Annotated in this window: 19 protein-coding genes; 11 read left to right on the top strand and 8 right to left on the bottom strand. The window is 70.1% G+C overall.

What is annotated here, in order from left to right; translation table 11 throughout:
- Positions 1-35: 35 nt before the first annotated feature.
- Complete coding sequence (locus L3N39_RS02585) at positions 36-695, bottom strand: TetR/AcrR family transcriptional regulator (protein WP_237255634.1); 660 nt, start codon at positions 693-695, stop codon at positions 36-38.
- A gap of 128 nt (positions 696-823) precedes the next feature.
- On the opposite strand from L3N39_RS02585, the gene L3N39_RS02580 reads away from it, so the two are divergent.
- From L3N39_RS02580 to ggt, 6 genes are all read left to right on the top strand, one after another.
- The gene (locus L3N39_RS02580; protein ID WP_237255633.1) at positions 824-2,248 is read left to right on the top strand and encodes a coniferyl aldehyde dehydrogenase; all 1,425 of its coding nucleotides are present in this window, start codon (positions 824-826) and stop codon (positions 2,246-2,248) included.
- Between the two features lie 3 nt (positions 2,249-2,251).
- On the top strand, positions 2,252-2,779 hold the full coding sequence (locus tag L3N39_RS02575; RefSeq protein WP_237255632.1) for a twin-arginine translocation pathway signal protein: 528 nt from the start codon (positions 2,252-2,254) through the stop codon (positions 2,777-2,779).
- Positions 2,780-2,783: 4 nt separating this feature from the next.
- Positions 2,784-4,370, top strand: a complete 1,587-nt coding sequence (locus L3N39_RS02570; RefSeq protein ID WP_237255631.1) for a GMC family oxidoreductase — start codon at positions 2,784-2,786, stop codon at positions 4,368-4,370.
- A gap of 107 nt (positions 4,371-4,477) precedes the next feature.
- Complete coding sequence (gene coaD, locus L3N39_RS02565; RefSeq protein ID WP_237255630.1) at positions 4,478-4,960, top strand: pantetheine-phosphate adenylyltransferase; 483 nt, start codon at positions 4,478-4,480, stop codon at positions 4,958-4,960.
- 95 nt (positions 4,961-5,055) lie between these two features.
- Positions 5,056-5,307 (top strand): YfhL family 4Fe-4S dicluster ferredoxin, encoded by a 252-nt coding sequence (locus L3N39_RS02560; protein ID WP_237255629.1) that lies wholly within the window; start codon positions 5,056-5,058, stop codon positions 5,305-5,307.
- On the top strand, positions 5,307-7,022 hold the full coding sequence (gene ggt / locus L3N39_RS02555) for a gamma-glutamyltransferase (protein ID WP_237255628.1): 1,716 nt from the start codon (positions 5,307-5,309) through the stop codon (positions 7,020-7,022). Before L3N39_RS02560 ends, ggt begins: the two co-directional genes overlap by 1 nt.
- On the opposite strand, the gene L3N39_RS02550 is transcribed toward ggt, so the two are convergent.
- From L3N39_RS02550 to L3N39_RS02535, 4 genes are all read right to left on the bottom strand, one after another.
- Positions 7,006-8,853, bottom strand: a complete 1,848-nt coding sequence (locus L3N39_RS02550; protein ID WP_237255627.1) for a Na/Pi cotransporter family protein — start codon at positions 8,851-8,853, stop codon at positions 7,006-7,008. The two genes, ggt and L3N39_RS02550, sit on opposite strands and share 17 nt — an antisense overlap.
- 247 nt (positions 8,854-9,100) lie before the next feature.
- Positions 9,101-9,439 carry a multidrug transporter gene (locus tag L3N39_RS02545; RefSeq protein WP_237255626.1) on the bottom strand — a complete coding sequence of 113 codons (339 nt, stop codon included), beginning with the start codon at positions 9,437-9,439 and terminating at the stop codon, positions 9,101-9,103.
- A 116-nt stretch (positions 9,440-9,555) separates the two neighbouring features.
- Entirely contained in the window at positions 9,556-10,368 is an 813-nt protein-coding gene (mutM, locus tag L3N39_RS02540) for a bifunctional DNA-formamidopyrimidine glycosylase/DNA-(apurinic or apyrimidinic site) lyase (protein WP_237255625.1), read from the bottom strand.
- Between the two features lie 58 nt (positions 10,369-10,426).
- The gene (locus tag L3N39_RS02535) at positions 10,427-11,239 is read right to left on the bottom strand and encodes an HDOD domain-containing protein (protein ID WP_237255941.1); all 813 of its coding nucleotides are present in this window, start codon (positions 11,237-11,239) and stop codon (positions 10,427-10,429) included.
- Between the two features lie 246 nt (positions 11,240-11,485).
- On the opposite strand from L3N39_RS02535, the gene L3N39_RS02530 reads away from it, so the two are divergent.
- Positions 11,486-12,682, top strand: a complete 1,197-nt coding sequence (locus L3N39_RS02530) for a class I SAM-dependent rRNA methyltransferase (protein WP_237255624.1) — start codon at positions 11,486-11,488, stop codon at positions 12,680-12,682.
- Between the two features lie 8 nt (positions 12,683-12,690).
- Here the strand turns inward: L3N39_RS02530 and L3N39_RS02525 are convergent, their stop codons facing one another.
- Positions 12,691-13,008 (bottom strand): hypothetical protein, encoded by a 318-nt coding sequence (locus L3N39_RS02525; RefSeq protein WP_237255623.1) that lies wholly within the window; start codon positions 13,006-13,008, stop codon positions 12,691-12,693.
- 302 nt (positions 13,009-13,310) lie between these two features.
- On the opposite strand from L3N39_RS02525, the gene ilvD reads away from it, so the two are divergent.
- Together ilvD and L3N39_RS02515 are read left to right on the top strand one after the other, a co-directional pair.
- On the top strand, positions 13,311-15,149 hold the full coding sequence (gene ilvD, locus L3N39_RS02520; RefSeq protein WP_237255622.1) for a dihydroxy-acid dehydratase: 1,839 nt from the start codon (positions 13,311-13,313) through the stop codon (positions 15,147-15,149).
- A gap of 135 nt (positions 15,150-15,284) precedes the next feature.
- Positions 15,285-16,667 carry a nucleobase:cation symporter-2 family protein gene (locus tag L3N39_RS02515; RefSeq protein WP_237255621.1) on the top strand — a complete coding sequence of 461 codons (1,383 nt, stop codon included), beginning with the start codon at positions 15,285-15,287 and terminating at the stop codon, positions 16,665-16,667.
- A 6-nt stretch (positions 16,668-16,673) separates the two neighbouring features.
- On the opposite strand, the gene cysQ is transcribed toward L3N39_RS02515, so the two are convergent.
- Positions 16,674-17,492 carry a 3'(2'),5'-bisphosphate nucleotidase CysQ gene (gene cysQ / locus L3N39_RS02510; RefSeq protein ID WP_237255620.1) on the bottom strand — a complete coding sequence of 273 codons (819 nt, stop codon included), beginning with the start codon at positions 17,490-17,492 and terminating at the stop codon, positions 16,674-16,676.
- Positions 17,489-18,055: an ADP compounds hydrolase NudE gene (gene nudE / locus L3N39_RS02505; protein WP_237255619.1), complete on the bottom strand. Its 567-nt coding sequence runs from the start codon at positions 18,053-18,055 to the stop codon at positions 17,489-17,491. Before nudE ends, cysQ begins: the two co-directional genes overlap by 4 nt.
- A gap of 109 nt (positions 18,056-18,164) precedes the next feature.
- Between nudE and yrfG the strand changes: the two genes are divergently transcribed.
- On the top strand, positions 18,165-18,851 hold the full coding sequence (yrfG, locus tag L3N39_RS02500; RefSeq protein ID WP_237255618.1) for a GMP/IMP nucleotidase: 687 nt from the start codon (positions 18,165-18,167) through the stop codon (positions 18,849-18,851).
- Positions 18,852-18,991: 140 nt separating this feature from the next.
- Positions 18,992-21,547 carry a PAS domain-containing hybrid sensor histidine kinase/response regulator gene (locus L3N39_RS02495; protein ID WP_237255617.1) on the top strand — a complete coding sequence of 852 codons (2,556 nt, stop codon included), beginning with the start codon at positions 18,992-18,994 and terminating at the stop codon, positions 21,545-21,547.
- Positions 21,548-21,605 lie beyond the last annotated feature (58 nt).

The following is a 21,605-nucleotide window of genomic DNA, read 5'->3' as shown; positions in this document are numbered from 1 at the left end:
TGCAAAAAAGCCGGGCTCACCGCCGCCATGCGCGCTCACAACAGCCGATCGAGCGGCACCTCGTAGGCGGCGAGCAGCTGCCCCAGCGCCGGCGCTGCCTCGGCACGCACGTAGCCGCTTTCCAGTGCCAGCACCTGGTAGATGCCGCGCCGCAGGTGCAGCGGGTCCAGCGCCGTCGAGCCCTCGCCGACGGTGGCGAGGAAGCGCACCCAGGAGGTCAGCACGATCCAGGCGTTGAGCGCCAGTGCCTCGACCTGGGGCGCATCCATCGCCAGGATGCCGGCCTCGACGAAGCCTGCGTAGATGGCCCGGGCGTGGGCCAGGCAGCGCGCGGCGAACTGCCGGTAGCGCTGCGCCAGCTGCGCGTCGCTTTCGAGCAGGTGCTCCAGGTCGCGGTGCAGGAAGCGGTAGTCCCACATCGCCGCGAGCAGCGCCTCGAGGTAGACCGCCTTGTCCTCGATCTGCAGCGACCGTCCCTCGGGATGGCGCAGGAAGCCGTCGACCCGCGCCTCGTAGGCGGCGAACAGCTGGGCGACGATCGCCTGCTTGTTGGCGAAGTGGTAGTAGAGGTTGCCCGGCGAGATGCCCAGGTGCGCGGCGATGTGGTTGGTGGTCACGGCGCGCTCGCCGCGGGCGTTGAACAGCGCCAGGCTGGCTTCGAGGATGCGGTCGCGGGTCTTGGCGCGTGGTGCCATTGCGGTGCGGCTCGGGTGTTGCGGTGGAAGGCGCCAAGGTACACGCAACCGGCTGGGCGGGCACGTCGCGTTGACATAATAGAGCAATTACTCTAGAAATCACCGACCGCCACTCATCGGGCCAGCCCATGCTCCTCGACACCTCCCGCGACGCCCACGCCGAGACGCAGCACCTGCAACCGCTGCTGGCCGCCCAGCGCAGCGCCTTCCAGGCCCGGCCGATGCCGGACCTAGAACAGCGCCTGCAGTGGCTCGACGCGCTGTACCGGGTCATTTCCGGCAACCGCCAGGCGTTGGTCCGGGCGATCAGCGCCGATTTCGGCAATCGCTCGGCGGACGAGACGCTGCTTGCCGAGGTCATGCCCAGCCTGCACGGCATCCGTTACGCCAGGCGCCACCTGGCGCGCTGGATGAAGCCGTCGCGACGCCGCGTCGGCCTGGCCTTCCAGCCGGCCAGCGCGCGGGTCGTCTACCAGCCGCTGGGCGTGGTCGGCATCATCGTGCCCTGGAACTACCCGCTGTACCTGGCCATCGGCCCGCTGATCGGCGCGCTGGCGGCCGGCAACCACGCGATGCTGAAGATGAGCGAGGCGACGCCGGCCACCGGTCGGCTGTTGCGCGACCTGCTCGGGCAGGTATTCGCCGAGCACGAGGTCGCGGTGGTGCTCGGCGACGCCGAGACCGGCCGCGCCTTCTCCCGCCTGCCCTTCGACCACCTGCTGTTCACCGGCTCGACGGCCGTCGGCCGCCAGGTCATGCAGGCAGCCGCGGCCAATCTCACCCCGGTCACCCTGGAGCTGGGCGGCAAGTCGCCGGCGATCGTCTCGGTCGATGGCGACCTGCAACAGGCAGCCGCCAACATCGCCTTCGGCAAGACGCTCAACGCCGGGCAGACCTGCGTCGCCCCCGACTACGCGCTGGTCCCCGCGCAGCGCCTGGACGACTTTGTCGAAGCCTACCGCCAGGCCGTGCAGCGCTTCTTCCCGCGCCTGGCCGACAACCCCGACTACACCAGCATCATCAACGAGCGCCACCTGGCCCGGCTGCAACACTACCTGGCCGATGCCCGCACCCGCGGCGCGCGGGTTTTGCCGCTGTTCGACGAGGGCCAGGGGCGGCGCCTGCCCCATCACCTGCTGCTGGACGTCAGCGACGAGATGCTGGTCATGCAGGAGGAGATCTTCGGCCCGCTGCTGCCGGTGCTGCCCTACACCTCGCTCGACCAGGCCATCGCCTACGTCAACGCCCGCCCGCGGCCGCTGGCGCTGTACTACTTCGGCCGCAACCGCGCCGAGCAGCGGCAACTGCTCGAGCGCACCCACTCCGGCGGCGTGTGCTTCAACGATGCGCTGATGCACGTGGCCCAGGACGACCTGCCCTTCGGCGGCATCGGCGACTCGGGCATGGGCCATTACCACGGCCGCGAGGGCTTCCTGACCTTCAGCAAGGCGCGCGCCCTGTTCAGCCGGCCGCGCCTGAACGCCGCGCGGCTGATCTATCCGCCCTATGGCGGCCGGCTGCAGCGCCTGCTGCACAAGCTGCTGGTGCGCTGAGCCATGGCGAACCGGCCGCTGTCGCGCCGCCAGGTGCTCAGGCTGGGCCTGGCCGGCAGCCTGCTGCTCGGCGGCGCCGGGGTGCTCGGCGGCCTGGCGGGCTGGGCGGATCGGCCCGCGGCGCCCGGTTTCACCATCCTGCGCGCCGACGAGCTGCCGATGCTGCGGCGCATCGGTGCGCTGGTGCTCACCGGCAGCGCCGGCGCGACGGCGTCCCTCGACGCCACGTTGCAAGCACTGGACGACAGCCTCGCGCACCTGTCGCCAGCCCTGCTCAGCCAGGTGCGCCAGCTGTTCGGCCTGCTCGCCCTGCCGGCCACCCGCGGCCCGGCCACCGGCATCTGGGGCCGCTGGGACCAGGCCAGCGACGCGCAGGTCCTGGCCTTTCTCGAACGCTGGCGCACCAGCGACTTCGACCTTTTGCGCCAGGGCCACGCGACCCTGCTGCAGCTGCTGCTGATGGCCTGGTACGGCCGTGCCGAAGCCTGGGCGCACTGCGGCTATCCCGGCCCACCGACCCTCGGGACCTGACCAGATGCCGATACCCGATCCCTTCGCCGAGGGCCTGGCCCGCGGCTGGAACGTGCGCGACGCCGCACGCCTGGACCACGACCTCGCCGTGGAAGCCGACATCGCCATCGTCGGCAGCGGTGCCGGCGGCGCCACCAGCGCCGAGCTGCTCAGCGCCGCCGGCTACCGCGTGCTGCTGATCGAGGAAGGCCCGCTGCACAGCAGCCGCGATTTCGACATGCAGGAAGCCCGCGCCTACCGCAGCCTGTACCAGGAAGGCCTGGGCCGGCAGAGCAAGGACGGCGCCATCACCATCCTCCAGGGCCGCGCGGTCGGCGGCACCACGCTGGTCAACTGGACCTCGAGCTTTCGCACCCCGCCGCCGACGCTCGCCCACTGGGCGCGCGAGCATGCCGTGGCCGGCCATTCGGTCGAGGCCATGGCACCCTGGTTCGCACGCCTGGAAGCGCGCCTCGGCGTCGCGCCCTGGGCGGTCGAGCCCAACCCCAACAACGACGTGCTGCGCCGCGGCTGCCAGGCGCTCGGCTACCAGTGGGGCGTGATCCCGCGCAACGTGCGCGGCTGCTGGAACCTCGGCTATTGCGGCATGGGCTGCCCGACCAACGCCAAGCAGTCGATGCTGGTCACCAGCATCCCTGCGCTGCTCGAGCGCGGCGGCGAACTGCTCTACCGCGCCCGCGCCGAGCGCCTGCTGCATGACGGCGAGCAGGTCCGCGGGCTGCAATGCCTGGCCCTGGACGAACGCGGCGTGGCGCCCAGCGGCCGGCGCATCCGGGTTCGTGCGCGGCACTACATCCTCGCCGGCGGCGGCATCAACACGCCGGCGCTCCTCATGCGCTCGGCGGCGCCGGACCCGCATGACCGGCTTGGCCGGCGCACCTTCCTGCACCTGGTGAACTTTTCCGCGGCGCGCTTCGCCGAGCCGATCAACCCATTCCATGGCGCACCGCAGTCGATCCACAGCGACCATTTCCTCTGGCCGGACGAGGGCATCGGCTACAAGCTCGAAGTGCCGCCGGTCCACCCGGCACTGGCGGCGACGCTGCTCGGCGGGCTGGGCCAGGACAATGCCCGGCGCATGGCCGCGCTGCCGCATACCCACGCGATGATCGCCCTGCTGCGCGACGGCTTCGCCCCGCAAAGCCCGGGCGGCCGTGTCGAGTTGCGCAGCGACGGCTCGCCGGTGCTCGACTATCCGCTGACCGACTACCTGTGGGACGGCCTGCGCCGCGCCTACCTGAGCATGGCCGAGATTCAGTTCGCCGCCGGTGCCCGCGCCGTGCTGCCGCTGCATGGCGACGCCCGCCCGGTGCGCAGCCTGGCCGCCGCGCGCGGGCTGATCGCCAGGCTGCCGCTGGAGCGCTACCGCACGCGACTGGGCAGCGCCCACGTGATGGGCGGCTGCGCCATGGGCGAAGACCCGCGCCAGGCGGTGGTCGACAGCCGCGGCCGGCATCACCAGCTGGCCAACCTGTCGATCCACGACGGCTCGGTGTTCCCCACCAGCATCGGCGCCAACCCGCAGCTGTCGATCTACGCATTCAGCGCCAAGTTCGCCGAATCGCTGGGAAAATCCCTGGCGAAAACCTGATATCGCCGCCGATCCGCAGCGAACCCTCGTGCGGGGATTCGTGCTTTACGCTGCCGACTGCCAGCCGCTACCATCGGCAACCCCAACGCCTGCGTCAGGACGCCGCGATGAACCGAGTGTTGTATCCGGGAACCTTCGATCCCATCACCATGGGCCACGCCGACCTGGTCGAGCGCGCCTCGCGCCTGTTCGATCAGGTGATCATCGCCGTGGCGGCGAACCCGAAGAAGAACCCGCTGTTCCCGCTGGAGCAACGCGTCGAACTGGCCCGCGAGGTCACCCGCCACCTGCCGAACGTCGAAGTGGTGGGCTTCTCCACGCTGCTTGCGCACTTCGTCAAGGAACAACAGGCCAACGTGCTGCTGCGCGGCCTGCGTGCGGTGTCCGACTTCGAATACGAGTTCCAGCTGGCCAACATGAACCGCCAGCTCGCGCCCGACGTGGAGAGCATGTTCCTCACCCCGTCGGAGAAGTATTCCTACATCTCCTCCACCCTGGTACGCGAGATCGCCTCGCTCGGCGGCGACGTCTCCAAGTTCGTCCATCCGGTGGTGATGGACGCGCTCAAGGTGCGCTTCGGCCAGCGCTGATCGCCGCGCCCGTGCATGGCGGGCGCGCTTGCGGCACAATTGCGCGTCGTTCCATTGCTGTGCCATGACAACAACCATGGCGGGAGTCCGCTTCGATGTCCCTGAAGATCACCGATGACTGCATCAACTGCGACGTTTGCGAGCCCGAGTGCCCGAACGGCGCGATTTCCCAGGGCGAGGAGATCTACATCATCGACCCCAACCTGTGCACCGAGTGCGTCGGCCACTACGACGAGCCGCAGTGCCAGCAGGTTTGCCCGGTAGACTGCATCCCGCTCGACGAGAACAACGTCGAGAGCAAGGACGAACTGATGCAGAAGTACCTGATCATCACCGGCAAGGCCTGATGATCGGCGCGGCCCGGGCCAGCAGCGGCGCGCTGCGCCACCTGGCCGGTGCCTGCGTTTCCCTCCTGCTGCTGGCCTGCACCGCGCAGGCCGCGCCCCCCGAGCGTGGCGCCGTCGCCACCGCACACCCGCTGGCCAGCGAAGTCGGCCGCGACATCCTCGCCGCCGGCGGCAACGCCTTCGATGCCGCCGTGGCCGTGGCGGCCGCGCTGGCGGTGGTCGAGCCCTACGGCTCCGGGCTGGGCGGCGGCGGCTTCTTTCTCCTGCGCGAGGCCGGCGAGCAACCGCGCTATCGCTTTCTCGACGCCCGCGAACGCGCGCCACTGCAGGCGAATGCCGATCTCTACCGCCGCGACGGCCAGGTGCGCCGCGAACTCTCGCTCAACGGCCCGCTGGCCGCCGCCATTCCTGGCACGCCGGCGGCGCTGGCCGAGCTGGCCGAGACCCGTGGCCGCCTGCCGCTGCACCGCAGCCTGGCCGCGGCGATCGAACTGGCCGAGGACGGCTTCGAGGTCGACGCGGTGTACCGCCAGCGCGCCAGCTGGCGGCTGGATGCGCTGCGCGACGACGCCGAGAGCGCACGGCTGTTCCTGCATGACGGCGACCTGCCGCCGCTCGGCCACCGGCTGCGCCAGCCGGAACTCGCCGCCACGCTGCGGCTGCTCGCCGACAAAGGGCGCGACGGCTTCTACCGCGGCCCGCTCGCCGAGCGCCTGGTCGAGGGCGTGCGCGCGGCCGGTGGCATCTGGGCGCCGGACGACCTGGCCGGCTACCGCACCGTCGAGCGCGAGCCGCTGCGCTTCGCCATCGACGCGCATCACGAACTGATCAGTGCCCCGCCGCCCTCGGCCGGCGGGCTGATCCTGGCGCAGAGCCTCGGCCTGCTCGAGCGCCTGGACTGGCGCGCAAGCGATGGCGTCGCGCGCAGCCATCTGGTCATCGAATCCCTGCGCCGGGCCTACCGCGACCGCGGCGAGCTGGGCGACCCGGATTTCGTCGCGGCGCCGCTGAAGCGGCTGCTCGCCCCCGCCTATCTCGAGCGCCTGGCGGAAGGCATCGACCGCGAGCAGGCCACGCCGAGCGCCGCGCTGCCGCCGGCCTCGCCCTGGCGCGAAGGCGAGCACACCACCCATTTCGCGGTGATGGACGCCGAAGGCAACGCGGTGGCCGCCACCCTGTCGCTGAACATGATGTTCGGCGCCGCCTTCACCGTGCCCGGCACCGGCGTGCTGCTCAACGACGAGATGGACGACTTCGCCGCCGACATCGACGGCAGCAACGCCTATGGCCTGGCCGGCAGCCAGGCCAATGCCATCGCCGGCGGCAAGCGGCCGCTGTCGAGCATGAGCCCGACCTTCATCGAGAGCGACACCGCCATGGCCAGCTTCGGCACGCCGGGTGGCAGCCGCATCCCCAGCATGGTGCTGCTGTCGGTGCTCGCCTACCTGGAAGGCCAGCCGGTGCAGGCCTGGCCGGCGGTGCCGCGCTTCCACCACCAGTACCTGCCGGACCTGGTGCAGTACGAGGCCGATACCTTCGACGAGGCACAGCTCGCGGCGCTGCGCGCGCGCGGCCACCGGCTGCGGCTGATCGAGCGCGACTACGGCAACCAGCAGGTGCTGTTCTGGGACAAGCGCAGCGGCGCGGTGCAGGCGGCCAGCGATCCGCGCGGCATCGGCCGGGCGTTGACGGTGCCGCTCAGCCCTGCACGATGATCGGCCCGTCGTCGCCCTCGACACCGCGCAGCTGGCGGGTCAGCTCCTGCGCATCGCCGAGCATCAGCGCGTTGCGCAGGCTCTGGATGATGCGGCTGGCATAGCCCAGGTCATTCATCAGCGAACTCATCTGCAGTCCGTCCAGGGCCTGGCTGCGCACCGCCTCGAACAACCGCCGGCGGAACGCCGCGTCGAAATTGGCGGCGTGCTCGTCCAGCCACTGCAGCCGCGCGTTCCAGCGCTCCTCGGGCAGCTCCGAGCGACTCAGCGCACGCACCTCCTGCAACGCCTCGAGCAGGTGGCGGCGCAGCTCGATGTAGGCCTGGCGCACCGCCGAGTCGCCGCCGCGCAGGTAGTGGCCGAGGTTCTTCTGCAGGTGCTTGCTGTCCTTGACCGCATCGACCAGCTGCAGCGCGGCGACCTGGCTGCTCAGCCAGAAGCTCTGGTGCTGCTCGTCGAGCGGCATCTCCAGCCGCCCCATGAACGCCAGCAGGTCGCCATAGACGCCCTTGATGTGGCGCTGGTAGAGCTGCTCGGCATCCAGTGCCTGGGGCGGCGGCGGCGCGCCGAGGGTCGCCGTGTCGGCCTGACCCGGGCGCTGCAGCAGGTCGACCGGCAGGTACATGGCGTGGCAGATCACCTCCAGGCTCAGCCGCGTGAGGTGCTGCAGCTCCTGGGCCACCGCGCTGGCTGCGGCGTCTGCCGAGTCCAGCGCCCGTTCGTTGAGGTAGCGCGCCCGGGTCAGCGGCTGCGCCGCCGCCGGCTGGGCCAGCTCGGTGATGAGCACCGCCGGCTCGGCGCGCTCGGGCAGCAGCCGCTCGAGCAGGCGCGCCAGGCCCGCCTGCCAGAACCAGAACAGCGCGACCCCCAGGGCATTGAACAGGCTGTGGAACAACGCCAGCTGGATCAGCGCGTTGTCGCCCAGCCCCAGCGGCTCGCTCAGCCAGCGCACCAGCCCGGTCAGCGGCAGCAGCAGGGCCAGGGCCACCACCGCCGTCACCCCGTTGAACAGCACGTGCGCCAGCGCCAGGCGCTGGCCGCTGCGGTTGCCGCCGAGCGAGCCGACGAAGGCGGTGGTCACGCTGGTGCCGACGTTGGCGCCGATGGCGATGGCCAGCGCCGGGCCGAGGGTGAGCTGGCCGGCGCCGAGGGCGGCGAGGGTCAGCATCAGCGAGGCATGGCTGGACTGCAGCACCACCGTGACCAGCAGGCCGATCGCGACGAAACCGAGCTGGCCGAGCAGGCCCTCGGCCTGGTAGGCAGAGAAGTCCGCCGCACCGCCGAAACTGGCGAACCCTCCCTTGATCTGCTCGACGCCGAGGAAGATGAAGGCGATGCCCAGCAGCAGCCGGCCGGCCGCCTTGCCGCGCTCGCCGCTGAAGCCGAGCAGCACGCCGGTCACCAGCAGCGGCAGGGCCAGCGGCCCGAGACCGACGTTGTGGCCGAGCACGGCCAGCAACCAGATACCGCTGGTCGAGCCCAGGTTGGCGCCGAACAGGATGGCGATGCCGCCGGCCAGCTGGATCAGCCCGGTACTGATGAAGGCGATGGTGAGCAGCGACACCAGGGTGCTCGACTGCAGCAGCATGGTGCCGCTGATGCCGAACAGCAGGGCCTTGAGCGGCGTCGCGGTGGCGCGCCCGAGCAACTGCTCCAGGCGGCTGCCGGCGAGCTGGCGCAGGCCCTCCTCCAGGCACTGCATGCCGAACAGGAACAGCGCCAGGCCGGCGCACAGCTCGAGCCAGCCGGCGCTGTTCCAGAAGCTGAGCGCCAGCAGGGCCAGGCCCAGGGCGATCAGCACAACCTTCAGGTGTTTCTTCAGCTCACCCATTTCCACCCACGACCGCCTGTGCCTGATCACCGGAAAACCGAACGGCGCCGCGACGCAACCACAGCGGCAAGCGGGCCGTTCACTGATCATTCTAGGGGATCGGTGTGCCGGCTACGACGGTCGCGGGCGTCGGCGACAGGTATCCGCGTGGCGTGGGCGTCCGCTCGGCTGGCAGGGGCACGCGGCAAGCCCGGGCAGCACAGCGCTCGGGCATAGGAAGGGCGCCGGAGCGCCCTTCTGGTTCAGTTCAGCGCGGATTCTGCTGTGAGCTGGAGCAGCCCAGGCAGCGCACGAAAGCCTCGCGCCCCGGCTCGACCACCAGCGCCTGCCCGGCCTCCTTGACGTTGCCGCCCAGCGCGGTGAACGGCAGGCTGACGATGAAGGCCGCGGCACCGATCACGGTGGCGCCGATCAGCAGCGGACGGGCGATGATCAGGTCGCCGATCATCGAGTAGGCCTTGGGCGCCTCGACGTTGTAGATCGGATCGGCCGTGCTGTTCTGCTCGACCACTTCCGCATGCGCCGGCAGCGCCAGCATTCCGGTGGTCAGGGCCAGCACGACAGCGGTGGAGCGGAACAGGTTCATGATGCGGTCCTTCAGCTGTGAAACGGGGCAGTTGGCGTTGTCGCGGCACTATAGCAGCGGCCGCACCGGGCTAGTCGTGAACACCGTCAACGCATTGGCCCGCGACCCGTGCCGGCTCAGCGCTGGCAGTGCCCGCAGAATACGCTCGCGCGCTGGCCCAGGCGCACCTCGCGCAACGTCGCGCCGCACTGCTTGCAGAACTCGCCACCGCGGCCGTAGACGTACAGCTCCTGCTGGAAATAGCCGGGCTTGCCGTCGCCACCGACGAAGTCGCGCAGCGTGGTGCCGCCGCGCTCGATGGCCATCGCCAGGATGCGCTTGATCTCCGCGGCCAGGCGCTCGTAGCGCGCCCGCGAGATGGCGCCGGCCGGCCGCCGCGGATCGATGCCGGCGGCGAACAGCGCCTCGCTCGCATAGATATTGCCGACGCCGACCACCACCGCGTTGTCCATGATGAACGGCTTGACCGCCATGCTGCGCCCGCGCGCGAGCTCGTAGAGCCGGCGGCCGTCGAAGTCCTCGTCCAGCGGCTCGGGGCCGAGGCTGGCGAGCAGCGGGTGCGCCAGCGGGAGCTCGCTCCAGAGCAGCGCGCCGAAGCGGCGCGGGTCGGTGTAGCGCAGCGCCTGGCCGGAGCCGAGCAGGATGTCGACGTGCTCGTGCTTGGCCGCCGGCAGCTCGGCAGGCACCAGGCGCAGGCTGCCGGACATGCCCAGGTGGGCGATCAGCGTGCCGCTCTGCACGCGGATCAGCAGGTACTTGGCGCGGCGCTCCACGGCCTCGATGCGCTGGCCCGACAGGCGGATGTCCAGATCCTCGGGGATCGGCCAGCGCAGGCGGCGGTCGCGCACCAGCACGCGCTCGATGGTCTGGCCGAGCAGGTGCGGCTCGATGCCGCGGCGGGTGGTTTCGACTTCGGGGAGTTCGGGCATGGCGGCGACCGGATGGCGACGGACGAGCGCGCGACCTTAGCAGCTAACGCCGCGGCGGTCAGCCGACGCCCAGTTCGCGGATGCTTTCCTTCAGGCAGTCGAAGTCGTAGTCCGACAGGCCGACGTAGTCCAGCACCAGGTGCGCGATGCCGTCCCACTCGCCGTCATCGGCCTGGCCGCCGAGCACCCGGTGGCAGGCGCAGATGTGCTCGGCCATCTTGAGGATCGCCAGCAGCGTCTTCAGCTGCGCATCACGCCCCGAGTCGTCGGCGAACAGCGAGCGCGCGTTGTGGTGGTTGGCGATGGCATCGCACAGGTGCAGCGGCAGGTTCCACGACTTGGCGGTGAAGTAGCCGACCACCGCGTGGTTGGTCGAGAGCACGCGGTTCTCGATGTCGACGATGCGCTGCTCGGCGCTGGCGCCGGCGTAGGCCTCCTCCAGCACCGCCATGTACTGCGGGAAGCGCTTGAGCATCAGCGGGATGCCGCAGTTGTGGAACAGGCCCAGGGTGTAGGCCTCGTCCGGCGCCTGGTAGCCGATGCGCTTGGCCAGGGTCAGGCAGGTCATGGCCACGTCCTGGGCGGTGTCCCAGAAGCGGTTGAGGGTGACGATGGTCTCGTCGCTCATCTCGCCCTTGATCGACTGCGCGTTGATCAGGTTGATCACCGAGTCGCAGCCCAGCAGGTTCACCGCCTGCTGGATCGAGGCGATGCGGTTGGCCAGGCCGAAGAACTTCGAATTGACGATCTTCAGCAGCGCGCCGGACAGTCCCGGGTCCTGGCTGATCAGCCGGGCGATGGCCTTGAGGTCGGGCACCGGCATGACCTGCTCCATCTGCAGGTCGACCATGATCTGCGGCTGCGGCGGCACGCTGATGCCCTGCAGGACATGGCGGATCTGTTCGGCGGTGAGTTCGACGGCCATCGGGAAAGCTCGGCGGGCGGTGACGGAAAAGGCAAAGTGCCATCGTTGCGGATCGGGGCCGAACTTTGGCGCAGAAGGCGGTCGGATTCAAGTGACGCGCGCGACCTGCCCGGGCGGCAGCTTTTCCTTGCCGCGTGAGGCTTGCGGCCAGCACCTCCTATACAATGCCCGCCCCCTCATCCGGAGCGCCCCATGAACCTGCCCAGCCTGCGCCTCAAAGCCAACGCCGACCGCCGCCTGCGCGCCGGCCACCTGTGGATCTTCAGCAACGAGGTGGACACTGCCGCCACGCCGCTGACTGGCTTCGCCGCCGGCGACCAGGCCGTGCTCGAGGCGGCGGGCGGCAAGCCGCTGGGCATCGTCGGCGTCTCGCCGAACAACCTGATCTGCGCGCGCCTGCTGTCGCGCGACCTCAAGCACAGCCTGGACAAGTCGCTGCTGGTACACCGCATCCAGGTCGCCCTGAGCCTGCGCGAGCGGCTGTTCGAGGTGCCTTGCTACCGCCTGGTCTACGGCGATTCGGACCTGCTGCCGGGCCTGGTGGTCGATCGCTTCTTCGACATCCTCGTCGTGCAGCTCGCCTCGGCGACCATGGAGCGCAACAAGGACGCCGTGCTCGAGGCGCTGGTGCAGGTGCTCAAGCCGCGCGGCGTGCTGTGGAAGAACGACTCCAGCGCGCGCGACGCCGAGGGCCTGGAACGCTACGTCGACACCGCCTTCGGCGTGGTGCCCGAGTGGGTCGCGCTGGAGGAGAACGGGGTCAGGTTCGAGGCGCCGGTGATCGCCGGGCAGAAGACCGGCTGGTTCTACGACCACCGCATGAACCGCGCGCGCCTGGCGCCCTACGTCAAGGGCAAGCGCGTGCTCGACCTGTTCAGCTACATCGGCGGCTGGGGCGTGCAGGCCGCGGCCTTCGGCGCCAGCGAGGTGTTCTGCGTCGACGCCTCGGCCTTCGCCCTCGACGGTGTCGAGCGCAACGCGGCGCTCAACGGCGTCGGCGAGCGGATCACCTGCGTCGAGGGCGATGCCTTCGAGGCGATGAAGGAACTGAAGGCCGCCGAGGAGCGCTTCGACGTGGTGATCACCGATCCGCCGGCATTCATCAAGCGCAAGAAGGACCTGAAGAACGGCGAGGCGGCCTACCGCCGGCTCAACGAGCAGGCCATGCGCCTGCTGAACAAGGACGGCATCCTGGTCAGCGCCAGCTGCTCGATGCACCTGCCCGAGGACGACCTGCAGAACATCCTGCTGTCCTCGGCGCGGCATCTGGACCGCAACATCCAGCTACTCGAGCGCGGCGCCCAGGGTCCGGATCATCCGGTGCACCCGGCGATCCCGGAGACCCGCTACATCAAGAGCCTGACCTGCCGCCTGCTGCCCAACAGCTGACGGCGGGCTCAGCGGCCCCGGTCGTCGTCGCGGCGGCCGGGCAGCGGCAGCTCCACTTCCTCGATCGCCTGGTCCAGCTGCTGCAGGCAGATGCCAATCACCCGGTTGCGCTCGGCGTTGTCCCATTTCATCGAGGCCAGCAGGCGGATCAGGTCCAGCGCGCCCTTCTCGCCGATCAGCATGCCGTGCTCGACGGTCATCTGCCGCCCGTTGAGCTCCAGCGTCAGCGGCTCGCGCCGGCGGATCACCGCGCCACGCGCCAGCAGGCAGTCGATATGCTCGCGCAGCGCATGCAGGCTGCGCCGCTCGTCGTGAAATTCCATCATCCCTGGCGCTCCCGTCCGTGGCTCATCGCCATAATGGCAATGTGATATCTAACAGCTATCGACGGGCCCGACGCAAGCCCATTCGCCGCCCGCGGGGGTGCGTCAGCTTGGCGCTGGCGCGGGGCCGGGCGTAGAATCGGGCCTCTTCGCCAGTAACCCTCCGGCGTGCTTGTGAGCCGGCCGCACGCGCGGTGATCCCGCCTGCCGGCCATCGACAGACGCACGGCTACCGCCGATTGCATGGAGCCCGCGAGGCGCTCACGCTACCCACATCCGTCATCTGATAGCCGCAGGACACCCTCATGCCCGATTACCGCTCGAAAACCTCCACCCACGGCCGCAACATGGCCGGCGCCCGTGCCCTGTGGCGCGCCACCGGGATGAAGGACGAGGACTTCAGGAAGCCGATCATCGCCGTCGCCAACTCCTTCACCCAGTTCGTGCCCGGCCATGTGCACCTGAAGGACATGGGCCAGCTGGTCGCCCGCGAGATCGAGAAGGCCGGCGGCGTGGCCAAGGAATTCAACACCATCGCCGTCGACGACGGCATCGCCATGGGTCACGACGGCATGCTCTATTCGCTGCCGTCCCGCGAGATCATCGCCGACTCCGTCGAGTACATGGTCAACGCCCACTGCGCCGACGCCCTGGTGTGCATTTCCAACTGCGACAAGATCACCCCCGGCATGCTGATGGCCGCGCTGCGCCTGAACATCCCGGTGGTGTTCGTCTCCGGCGGGCCGATGGAGGCCGGCAAGACCAAGCTGGCCGCCCACGGCCTCGACCTGGTCGACGCCATGGTCGCCGCCGCCGACGACAGCTGCTCCGACGAGACCGTCGCCGAGTACGAGCGCAGCGCCTGCCCGACCTGCGGCAGCTGCTCGGGCATGTTCACCGCCAACTCGATGAACTGCCTGACCGAAGCCCTCGGCCTGTCGCTGCCGGGCAACGGCACCACCCTGGCCACCCACGCCGACCGCGAGCAGCTGTTCCTCAAGGCCGGCCGCCTGATCGTCGAGCTGTGCCAGCGCTACTACGGCGAGGGCGACGAATCCGCGCTGCCGCGCAACATCGCCAGCTTCAAGGCGTTCGAGAACGCCATGACCCTGGACATCGCCATGGGCGGCTCGACCAACACCATCCTGCACCTCCTGGCCGCCGCCCAGGAGGCCGAGGTCGACTTCAACCTGCGCCACATCGACCGGCTGTCGCGCCGCGTGCCGCAGCTGTGCAAGGTCGCGCCGAACATCCAGAAGTACCACATGGAAGACGTGCACCGCGCCGGCGGCATCTTCTCCATTCTCGGCGAGCTGGCCCGTGGCGGCCTGCTGCACACCGACGTGCCCACCGTGCACAGCAGCACCCTGGCCGCCGGCATCGCCGCCTGGGACATCACCCAGACCACGGACGAAGCCGTGCACACCTTCTTCAAGGCGGGCCCGGCAGGCATCCCGACGCAGACCGCGTTCAGCCAGGCGACCCGCTGGCCGAGCCTGGACCTCGACCGCGCCGAAGGCTGCATCCGCGACGTCGAGCATGCCTACTCGGCCGAAGGCGGCCTGGCCGTGCTCTACGGCAACATCGCTGAGGACGGCTGCGTGGTGAAGACCGCCGGCGTGGACGAATCCATCCACGTGTTCGAAGGCCGCGCGCGCATCTTCGAGAGCCAGGACGCCGCGGTGAAGGGCATCCTCGCCGACGAGATCCAGCCGGGCGACATCGTGGTGATCCGCTACGAAGGCCCGAAGGGCGGCCCGGGCATGCAGGAAATGCTCTACCCGACCTCGTACCTGAAGTCCAAGGGCCTGGGCAAGCAGTGCGCGCTGCTCACCGACGGCCGCTTCTCCGGCGGCACCTCGGGCCTGTCGATCGGCCACGTCTCGCCGGAAGCCGCGGCCGGCGGCGCCATCGGCCTGGTCGAGGACGGCGACCGGATCCTCATCGACATCCCCAACCGCAGCATCAACCTGCTGGTCGACGACGAGCAGCTCAAGGCCCGCCGCCTGCACCAGGACCACAAGGGCTGGAAGCCGGCGCAACCGCGCGCGCGCAAGGTCACCACCGCGCTCAAGGCCTACGCCCTGCTGGCCACCAGCGCCGACAAGGGTGCGGTGCGCAACAAGGCGCTGCTGGACGGCTGAGCCCGTCCCGCGCTCGCCCCCAAAGCCCGGCCCTGCGCCGGGCTTTTTCTTGGGCGCTGCCGACCGGCGACGAGCAGGCGCTGTCAGCGACCGGGCAGCGCGGCTAGAATCGCGGCTTTTTCCCGGGACAGCCCCATGAGCACCGCCGACACCCCTGCCGACTCCCCCGCCAACGACCTGGTCCTCGGCCTCGACGCCCGGCCACGCCCCTGGGTCGCCTTCCTCGCCGCGCTGCAGCACCTGCTGGCGATCATCGTGCCGATCGTCACCCCCGGCCTGCTGATCTGCCAGGCCATCGGCGTATCGCCGCGCGACACCAACATCATCGTCTCGATGTCGCTGGTGATCTCCGGCATCGCCACCTTCCTGCAGTGCAAGCGCTTCGGCCCGCTGGGCGCCGGTCTGCTGATCGTCCAGGGCACCAGCTTCAACTTCGTCGGCCCGCTGATCGCCGGCGGCGTACTGATGGTCAAGGACGGCATGCCGGTCGAGGCGGTGATGGCGGCGATCTTCGGCGTGGTGATCGCCGGCTCCTTCGTCGAGATGGGCGTGTCGCGCGTGCTGCCGTTCGTCAAGCGGCTGATCAACCCGCTGGTGACCGGCATCGTGGTGCTGATGATCGGCCTCACCCTGATCAAGGTCGGGCTGATCAGCATGGGCGGCGGCTTCGCCGCGATGGGCGACGGCAGCTTCGCCAACCGCGAGAACCTGCTGCTCTCGGGCGTGGTGCTCGGTGCCATCGTCGTGCTCAACCGGCTGCCGGTGGTGTGGCTGCGCAGCTGCGCGATCATCATCGCGCTGGCCATCGGCTACGTGCTGGCCGCCTGGCTGGGCCGGCTGGACTTCACCGGCATGCGCGAGGCCGCGCTGTTCCAGGTGCCGATGCCGCTGCACTTCGGCCTGGGCTTCTCCTGGAGCCTGTTCATCCCGATGGTGGTGATCTACCTGGTGACCTCGCTGGAGGCGATCGGCGACATCACCGCCACCAGCAAGCTGTCGCGCCAGCCGGTCGAGGGCCCGCTGTGGATGCAGCGGATCAAGGGCGGCGTGCTGGTCAATGGCGCCAACTCGCTGCTGGCCGGGCTGTTCAACACCTTTCCCAGTTCGGTGTTCGCGCAGAATAACGGCATCATCCAGCTGACCGGCATCGCCAGCCGCCACGTGGGCCTGTGGATCGCCGCGATGCTGGTGATCCTCGGCCTGTTCCCGGTGGTCGCCGGCGTGCTGCAGGCGGTGCCCGAGCCGGTGCTCGGCGGTGCCGCGCTGGTGATGTTCGGCGCGGTGGCCGCCGCCGGCATCAACATCCTCGCCGGGGTGCAGCTCGACCGCCGCGCGCTGCTGATCATCGCCGTGTCGCTGGCCCTGGGCCTGGGCTTTTCCCAGGTGCCGGAATTCCTCGCGCACCTGCCAGCGGCGCTGCGCAACGTGCTGGAGTCGGGGGTCGCCACCGGCGGCATCTGCGCCCTGCTGATGAACTGGTTCCTGCCCGAGGCGCAGCCGGCCGCGCCTCGCGACTGAGCCGGATCAGGCGTGCCGCGCCAGCTCCAGCAGGCGCGCGCGCCAGTCGACGCCCCTGGGCAGGGCGAGGAACCAGGGGTTCAGGTAGTCCTCGCGCGCCGCATAGCCGAGCGGCGCGCCACTGACCTGGATGACCTCGCCGCCGGCGCCTTCGAGCACGCCCTGGGCGGCGGCGGTGTCCCACTGCGAGGTGGGCGCCAGCCGCGGGTAACAGTCGGCCTTGCCCTCGGCCAGCAGGCAGAACTTCAGCGAGCTGCCGACATTGGCCAGCTCCACCTCGCCGAAGCGCTCGCGCAGGCTGGCGACCAGGTGCTCCTGCGCCGGGCTGCTGTGCCGGCGGCTGGCGACCAGGGTGAAGCGCTCGGCGGCAGCCTGGCGCACATGCAGCGGCTGGCTGTCGCCATCGGCCTCGCTGCGCCAGGCACCGAACTCGGCGCCACCGTAGTAGCAGCGCCCGTTGGCCGGGATGCCGACCACGCCGAAGCGCACCACGCCCTGCTCGATCAGCGCCACGTTGACGGTGAATTCCTCGCTGCCGGCGATGAATTCCTTGGTGCCATCCAGCGGATCGACCAGCCACCAGCGCTGCCAGGCGGCGCGCTCGGCCAGCGGCAGCTGGCAGTCTTCCTCGGACAGCACCGGAATGCCGCCATCGAGCGCACGCAGCCCCTGGACCAGCACATCGTGCGCCGCCAGGTCGGCCGCGGTCACCGGCGAGTCGTCGGCCTTGGCGGTGACCGCCAGCTCGCGGCGCCAGTACGGCAGGATCGCCGCGCCGGCCTGGCGCACCAGCTCGATCACCGCCGGCAGGTAGGGATGGCTCATGCGCTGAACTCCCCGCGCTGGGTCAGCAGGTCGCGCGCCAGGTAGAGCGCTGCCAGCGCGCGGCCCTCGCTGAACTGCGGGTGCTGGACCAGGCTCGACAGCTCGGCCAGGTCGAAGCGTTCGACGCGCATCGGCTCGGGCTCGTCGCCCGGCAGCTGCTCGGGATAGAGGTCGCGCGCCAGTACCACCTGGATCTTCTGGCTCATGTAGCCGGGCGACAGCGACAGCTCGGCGAGCAGCTCCAGGCGGCGCGCGCCGAAGCCGGCCTCTTCCTTCAGCTCGCGGTTGGCCGCCTCGAGCACGTCCTCGCCGGGTTCGATCAGGCCCTTGGGCAGCGACAGCTCGTAGCTGTCGGTTCCGCCGCAGTATTCCTCCACCAGCAGCACGCTGCGCGCATCGGCCAGGGCGACGATCATCACCGCGCCGTAGCCCGCGCCGCGGCCGACCAGGCGTTCGTAGGTGCGCTCCACGCCGTTGGAAAAGCGCAGCTGCAGTTCCTCGACGCGGAACAGGCGGCTCGTGGCGACGATCTCACGGGCAAGGACGGTGGGTTTCTGGCGCATGGGGGACTCCTGCAAACGCGAGGGGCTATCATAACCCGGCTTTTCGCGGCGACTGCGAGGGCTTTGCCAGCGAGCGCACCGCCGATCCGTCACCTGTTGCGAGCCTGCCATGACCGCCATGCTGCCCTGGTCCGAAATCGATACCGTCCTGCTGGACATGGACGGCACCCTGCTGGACCTACATTTCGATAACCATTTTTGGCTCGAGTTTCTTCCGGCCCGCTATGCCGAGCGCCACGGCATCAGCCAGGCGATGGCCGAGCTGGAACTCGGCCCGCTGTTCAACGAGCACCAGGGTCGCCTGACCTGGTACTGCCTGGACTACTGGACGCGCGAGCTCGATCTGCCGATCCGCGAGATGAAGCGCGAGATCGCCCACCTGATCGCCTTGCGCCCGGCGGCCGACGAATTCCTCGCCGCGCTGCAGCGCGCCGGCAAGCGCGTGGTGCTAATCACCAACGCGCATCGCGACTCGTTGTCGCTCAAGCTCGAGCGCGTCGAACTCGCCCCCTGGTTCGACCGTCTGATCAGCTCCCACGACTACGGCTTCCCCAAGGAAGAGGCGCAGTTCTGGCACGCGCTCAGGCAGGACATCGACTTCGACCCGGCCCGCGCGCTGTTCATCGACGACAGCCTGCCGATCCTGCGCAGCGCGCGCCGCTTCGGCATCGCCCGGCTGCTCGCCGTGCGCGAGCCGGACAGCCGGCGCGGCGCCAAGGACACCGAGGAATTCGCCGCGGTGGACGACTATCGCGACCTGGTGCGCGCCCTCGAGGCCGCCGGCACCGACGCCTGAGCGCAGCGGCTCCGGGCTGGAGCCATTACACTGCGTCAGATGACCGGACGGTCACGCCAAGCGAACCCGGTCCTGACGCCCGACGTCGCAGCGCGACGCAACCGGGGGCGGCAGGCCCCGTGCAAAGGAATGGATAACCAATGGCAGCAGTGCAGCGCTGGCCGTACAGCGAGAGCGAAATGGGCGAACGGATCCGCCACCACGACTGGTCCGCCGGCGCACTGGGCGCCTCGGCGGACTGGCCTGCGGCGCTGCGCCAGCTGGTCGACACCATCCTCGAGGCGCCGTTGCCGATGTGCATCCTCTGGGGCGAGGACGGCCTGCAGCTGTACAACGACGCCCACGCCAGCCTGCTCGGCGCACGCCATCCGGCCGCCCTCGGCGCGCCGGCCGAGGTCACCTGGCAGGCCAGCTGGGGCCTGCTGGCGCCAGCCTGCACGCGGGCACGCGGCGGCCAGGCGAGCCTGCTGCACAACCAGTGCCTGCGCCTGGAACGCGACGGCGAAGTACGTGACGCCTGGCTGGACCTGGCCCTCAGCCCGATCCGCGACGCCGACGGAAACAGCGCCGGGCTGCTGCTCTGCCTGCGCGAGACCACCCAGCAGCTGCGCACCGAGCAGCGCCTGTCGCAGGCCGCACAGCACCACCAGCAGGACGCCAGCCTGCAGCGCCACAGCGTGCATCGCCTGCACCTGGCGCTGGAGGCCAGCGACCTGATCGGCATCTGGGACTGGGACACCAGCCGCGAAGCCGCCGACGAAGCCTTCGAGCTGCTCTCGCGGGTGACCGCCGAGGATGCCGAGCGCGGCCAGGGCTTCCACGTGCAGGACTTCTTCGCCCATATCCACCCCGACGACCGCGCAGCCGTACGCCAGAACATGCAGCGCTGCCTGCAGTGCGGCGGCAGCTTCAGCGCCCGCTACCGGCTGGCGAGCGCCGACCAGCCGCCGCGCTGGGCCCAGGCCCGCGGCCACTGCCAGCGCGACGGGCAGCGGCTGCTGCGCTTCACTGGCGCGGTGATGGACATCACCCGCCAGCAGGCCAGCGAGCAGGCACTGCGCAACCGCGAGGCCGAGCTCAAGGCGATCACCGATTCGCTGCCGATCCTCATCGGCTACATCGACCACGAGCAGCGCTTCCGCTTCAACAACCGCTACTACGAGCAGTGGTTCGGCCACAGCCCGCAACGGCTGTACGGCAAGACGGTGCTCGAGGTGCTCGGCGAGAAGGCCTACGCACTGCGCGAGGCCAACATCCGCCGGGCGCTGGCCGGCGAGCCGGTGACCTTCGAGGCCTATGCACCGCATCGCGACGGCTCGCCGCGCCATTCGCAGGTGCAGTACCTGCCGCGGCGCGACGAGCAGGGCACGGTGCGCGGCTTCTTCGTCATGGCCCAAGACATCACCGAGCGGCGCCAGGCCGAGCAGGCGCTGCGCGAGCTGAACGAGACGCTGGAAAGCCGCATTCAGGAGCGCACCGAGGCGCTGGCGCAGGTCTACGAGCGCCTGCTCAAGGAGATGGCCAGCCGCGAGCAGGCCCAGGAGGCGCTGCGCCAGGCGCAGAAGATGGAGGCCGTGGGCCAGCTGACCGGCGGTATCGCCCACGACTTCAACAACATGCTCACCGGCATCATCGGCGGCCTGGAGCTGATCCAGCGCTACAACCAGTCCGGTCGCCACCAGGAGACCGGGCGCTTCATCGAGGCCGCCTTCACCTCGGCCAACCGCGCGGCGGCGCTGACCCATCGCCTGCTGGCCTTCGCCCGCCGCCAGCCGCTGAACCTCAAGCGCGTCGAGCTCAACGCCCTGGTCGAGTCGATGCACGACCTGATGGTGCGCACCCTGGGCAGCCACATCCAGGTCCGCACGCAGCTGGCTGCCGACCTGATGCCGGCGATCAGCGACGAGAACCAGCTGGAAAGCACCCTGCTCAACCTGGTGATCAACGCCCGCGATGCCATGCCCGACGGCGGCAGCCTGCGCATCGCCACCGCCAACGTCGAGCTGCACCACGACGCCGAGGTTGGCGACCTCGCCGCCGGGCACTACGTCACCCTGAGCGTCATCGACAGCGGTTGCGGCATGAGCACGCGGGTCCTGGCCAGCGCCTTCGAACCCTTCTTCACCACCAAGCCGATCGGCCAGGGAACCGGCCTCGGGCTGTCGATGATCTACGGCTTCACCCGCCAGGCCGGCGGCCACGTGCTGATCGAGAGCGAGCCCGGGGTCGGCACCGAGGTGCGCCTGTACCTGCCGGTGCATCCGCAACTGTCGCTGCCGACCCACGACGAGCCGTTGCCCGCGCGGCCACCCCAGGCGCAAGCGGACGAAACCGTGCTGGTGGTCGAGGACGACCCGGCGGTGCGCCTGCTGGTGCTCGACGTGCTCGACATGCTCGGCTATCGCGCCCTGGAAGCCGCCGAGGCGAAGGCCGCGGTACGCATCCTCGAGGCGAGCGGGCGCATCGACCTGCTGGTCACCGACGTCGGTCTGCCGGGCATGAACGGCCGCCAGCTGGCCGACATCGCCCGCCAGCACCGCCGCGACCTGCCGGTGCTGTTCATGACCGGCTATGCCGAGCAGGCCGCCAGCGCGGGGTTCCTCGAGCAGGGCATGGACATGATCAGCAAGCCGTTCAGCGTCGACACCCTGGCCCAGCACGTGCGCGACATGCTCGCCCACGCCGGCGAAAACTGAGCAGGACGAACGGCAGCTCGCCGGCGCGGAACGTTTGCCCGCCGCGCCGGCTCAGAAC

Source organism: Pseudomonas oligotrophica (assembly GCF_021726475.1).
GTDB classification, from domain to species: Bacteria; Pseudomonadota; Gammaproteobacteria; order Pseudomonadales; family Pseudomonadaceae; genus Stutzerimonas; species Stutzerimonas oligotrophica.
This window is presented reverse-complemented; position numbering and strand designations above follow the sequence as displayed.

What these genes read in the sequence shown, in the direction of transcription:
- L3N39_RS02585 (WP_237255634.1), bottom strand. Translation starts at nt 695, where the DNA reads ATGGCACCACGCGCCAAGACCCGCGACCGCATCCTCGAAGCCAGCCTG.
- L3N39_RS02525 (WP_237255623.1), bottom strand. Translation starts at nt 13,008, where the DNA reads ATGATGGAATTTCACGACGAGCGGCGCAGCCTGCATGCGCTGCGCGAG.
- coaD (WP_237255630.1), top strand. Translation starts at nt 4,478, where the DNA reads ATGAACCGAGTGTTGTATCCGGGAACCTTCGATCCCATCACCATGGGC.
- L3N39_RS02560 (WP_237255629.1), top strand. Translation starts at nt 5,056, where the DNA reads ATGTCCCTGAAGATCACCGATGACTGCATCAACTGCGACGTTTGCGAG.
- L3N39_RS02515 (WP_237255621.1), top strand. Translation starts at nt 15,285, where the DNA reads ATGAGCACCGCCGACACCCCTGCCGACTCCCCCGCCAACGACCTGGTC.
- L3N39_RS02530 (WP_237255624.1), top strand. Translation starts at nt 11,486, where the DNA reads ATGAACCTGCCCAGCCTGCGCCTCAAAGCCAACGCCGACCGCCGCCTG.
- L3N39_RS02570 (WP_237255631.1), top strand. Translation starts at nt 2,784, where the DNA reads ATGCCGATACCCGATCCCTTCGCCGAGGGCCTGGCCCGCGGCTGGAAC.
- mutM (WP_237255625.1), bottom strand. Translation starts at nt 10,368, where the DNA reads ATGCCCGAACTCCCCGAAGTCGAAACCACCCGCCGCGGCATCGAGCCG.
- ilvD (WP_237255622.1), top strand. Translation starts at nt 13,311, where the DNA reads ATGCCCGATTACCGCTCGAAAACCTCCACCCACGGCCGCAACATGGCC.
- cysQ (WP_237255620.1), bottom strand. Translation starts at nt 17,492, where the DNA reads ATGAGCCATCCCTACCTGCCGGCGGTGATCGAGCTGGTGCGCCAGGCC.
- L3N39_RS02580 (WP_237255633.1), top strand. Translation starts at nt 824, where the DNA reads ATGCTCCTCGACACCTCCCGCGACGCCCACGCCGAGACGCAGCACCTG.
- L3N39_RS02575 (WP_237255632.1), top strand. Translation starts at nt 2,252, where the DNA reads ATGGCGAACCGGCCGCTGTCGCGCCGCCAGGTGCTCAGGCTGGGCCTG.
- L3N39_RS02495 (WP_237255617.1), top strand. Translation starts at nt 18,992, where the DNA reads ATGGCAGCAGTGCAGCGCTGGCCGTACAGCGAGAGCGAAATGGGCGAA.
- nudE (WP_237255619.1), bottom strand. Translation starts at nt 18,055, where the DNA reads ATGCGCCAGAAACCCACCGTCCTTGCCCGTGAGATCGTCGCCACGAGC.
- ggt (WP_237255628.1), top strand. Translation starts at nt 5,307, where the DNA reads ATGATCGGCGCGGCCCGGGCCAGCAGCGGCGCGCTGCGCCACCTGGCC.
- L3N39_RS02550 (WP_237255627.1), bottom strand. Translation starts at nt 8,853, where the DNA reads ATGGGTGAGCTGAAGAAACACCTGAAGGTTGTGCTGATCGCCCTGGGC.
- yrfG (WP_237255618.1), top strand. Translation starts at nt 18,165, where the DNA reads ATGACCGCCATGCTGCCCTGGTCCGAAATCGATACCGTCCTGCTGGAC.
- L3N39_RS02545 (WP_237255626.1), bottom strand. Translation starts at nt 9,439, where the DNA reads ATGAACCTGTTCCGCTCCACCGCTGTCGTGCTGGCCCTGACCACCGGA.